At 68.7% G+C, this 2,433-nt stretch carries 4 protein-coding genes; all 4 read right to left on the reverse strand.

Translation table 11 applies throughout. The annotated features are described in order from the left end of the window. Positions 1 to 637 (reverse strand): hypothetical protein (locus C0461_RS14235; protein ID WP_292107949.1); only part of this gene is annotated, 637 nt, incomplete at its 3' end. 96 nt (positions 638 to 733) lie between these two features. Continuing rightward, a complete protein-coding gene (locus C0461_RS14240; RefSeq protein ID WP_292107950.1) occupies positions 734 to 1,285 on the reverse strand; it encodes a fasciclin domain-containing protein in 552 nt (183 codons plus the stop codon). A gap of 10 nt (positions 1,286 to 1,295) precedes the next feature. Beyond that, positions 1,296 to 2,219 carry a hypothetical protein gene (locus tag C0461_RS14245; protein ID WP_292107951.1) on the reverse strand — a complete coding sequence of 308 codons (924 nt, stop codon included), beginning with the start codon at positions 2,217 to 2,219 and terminating at the stop codon, positions 1,296 to 1,298. Between the two features lie 70 nt (positions 2,220 to 2,289). Beyond that, positions 2,290 to 2,433, reverse strand: a 144-nt coding sequence (locus C0461_RS14250; protein ID WP_292107953.1) for a hypothetical protein, incomplete at its 5' end; no start/stop codon positions are given.

Here is a 2,433-nt window from a genome sequence, read left to right on the forward strand (position 1 = left end):
GCCGCTCCGTCCCCGCCGTCCGCGCCGCCGCCCATGCCGCCGCCGCCGCCTCCACCGCCCATGCCACCACCGCCGCCGCCCCCGCGACCGCCCTTGTCACCCCCGCCGCCTCGCGACGCGCCGCCCGGGCGGGTGGGGCCCTGACGGGGGATGGCCAGTTGGGGGGAATGGGCGCCAGGTCCAGCGAGGCGCGGATGAAGTCGCGCAGGGACACCACCAGCTCGTCGGTGTGCACGGGGCGGCCCTCGACCAGGGCTGTGGCGGCGCGCTGGGCCAGCCGCACCTGCTCGTCGGTGCCCAGCAGAATGATGTCCGACAGGGCCGCCTCCACCGCATCGCGGATGCGCCGGGCGCGGTCCGAGCCTTCGTCCGCCCCGCCCTCGGCGCCTTCAGCCTCGGCCCGGCGCAGGTCGCGCATGTGGCGCGGGTCCACCGACAGGGCGCCGGTGAACGAGCCGCCCAGAACCTTGTAGGCGGCCATCAGGGTTTTCAGCCGCTCGCTGATCTGGCGGTTGGCCCGCTCGCGCCGCTGCTGGAACGACATCATCAGCATCAGCCGGATGCTGACCCCGATCAGGGCGAACAGGGCGATGCCGATGACGGTGGTCAGGACCCCGCTCCACGAAGTCAGGTCCATGAACCGCATCGAACGTCATCCCTCCTTTGGGGGGCGGCCGCGGCCTCGCACACACGGCAGGGGACCCCGGCCGGGATCCCCCCGGGTGTTGCCGGACTAGCCGGCCCTGACCAGCACGCCGTCGATCGGCTGGATGACGCCGTTGGTGGCGAGGGTCTCGTCGCCGGTCAGCCGTGCGGTCGCGCCGTCCTCGGCCGTAACGATCACCGTCTCCCCGTCAAGGGTGAAGGTCAGCAGGTCGTCCGCCATGGTGCGCATCTGCGCCCCCCCGGATCCCGCGGCCGCAATGGCCGTCATGATATCGGTTCGGGTCAGGGCCCCCGGGACGATGTGGGCCCGTAACAAGGCGGCGCTCTGGGCCTTCATCGCATCACCCGCCAGGTCGTCTCCGCCTATGGCCGCCATGGCGGCATTGGCCGGCGCAAAGACGGTGTAGGGCCCCCTGCCGGCGAGCACGTCGGACAGACCCGCGTTGCCGACGATCCTTTCCAGCGTGTCCAGATCGTCCTGACCGCCGATCGCGGCCGCCAGGGTCATGGACGGGGGCGGGGCTTCGGTCGCCGTTCTGTCCGGGTCCGCCTCACCGCCACAGGCGGCGAGGCCCAGCACCAGCAGGGGCGCCAGCATCAAGTGTTTCAGATTACGCATGACGGCCCCCTCAGGTCAGCAGCTGGATGACGGTCTGGACCAGCTGTGTGGTGGGATCGACCTGATAGACGTAGCCGTCGTTGTACCGATATTGGCTCTGGGCGCTGTCGGCATACCGGTCCCGGTATTCATGGGGAACGTTGTAGACGTCATAGCCGGCAGGCATTCTCTGGCCCACGTTGATGGACTGTCCAGTCAGCAGGGCGCCGATCTGGCCGATGCCCTGGGTCTGGGGATTGACGCCGTACAGCACGCCATCCGCATAGCGGGACTGGTACTGGTCGTTCATCCCGAAATACTGCGACAGATACTGCGGAGCCTGCTGGAACGCATACTGGCCGGGCCAGGCGTTGCCCTGCGAAAGAACCCCGCCCAGCACCGGCAGATGACCCATCAGTCCGCCCTGGGCATTGGTCCGGTACAGGTAGCCGTCCTGATAGCGGTAGTCGCCGTCACCCCCGCGGTTGCGCCACAGATAATCATAACGGCTGGCGGCATCGCCGGCCTGCCGCCTCTGGCGCGCCTGTCCGGGGGGCAGACAGCCGTTGTCCTTTTTGGCCAGGCCTGGGGGACACCCGTTCAGAAAGCGGCGATCGGTATTCCGGCGAAACCCTTCGCCGGCTCCGTCGACGTCGACCCGACGCTCGACCTCGCGCCGCATGTCGCGGGTTACGTTGCGGGCCTGCTCACGGCGGACGTCGCGCACCACTTCCGGGACGCGACCCTCGGCGCGGTCGTTGCGGCCGTTGCCGGGATTGCTGCGATTGTCGCCGCCGCCGCGGTTGTCATTGGCCCGGCCCCGATCGTCGCCCCGGTCCTGTTCGGCACGGTTTCCGTTGCCGTTGCCGTTCCCGTTGCCATTCTGGGCGAGGGCTGTGCTGGAGAGACAGAGGGCGAGAGCCAGGGCGCTCGTCAGGGGGATCAGGGGCTTCATCGTCAGAATCCTCGTTAAGAGGACAGCAACGGTCGCCGAATGCGGTTGTTCCGCCAGCGGACGTTCAGGATCAATCGTCGTCCATCTTCAGCGCGGCGATGAAGGCTTCCTGCGGGATCTCCACCTTGCCGAACTGGCGCATGCGCTTCTTGCCGGCCTTCTGCTTCTCAAGCAGCTTCTTCTTGCGGGTGGCGTCGCCGCCGTAACATTTGCT

The sequence above is a fragment of the Brevundimonas sp. genome (genome assembly GCF_013823285.1).
Taxonomy (GTDB): domain Bacteria; phylum Pseudomonadota; class Alphaproteobacteria; order Caulobacterales; family Caulobacteraceae; genus Brevundimonas.

What these genes read in the sequence shown, in the direction of transcription:
- C0461_RS14240 (WP_292107950.1), bottom strand. Translation starts at nt 1,285, where the DNA reads ATGCGTAATCTGAAACACTTGATGCTGGCGCCCCTGCTGGTGCTGGGC.
- C0461_RS14245 (WP_292107951.1), bottom strand. Translation starts at nt 2,219, where the DNA reads ATGAAGCCCCTGATCCCCCTGACGAGCGCCCTGGCTCTCGCCCTCTGT.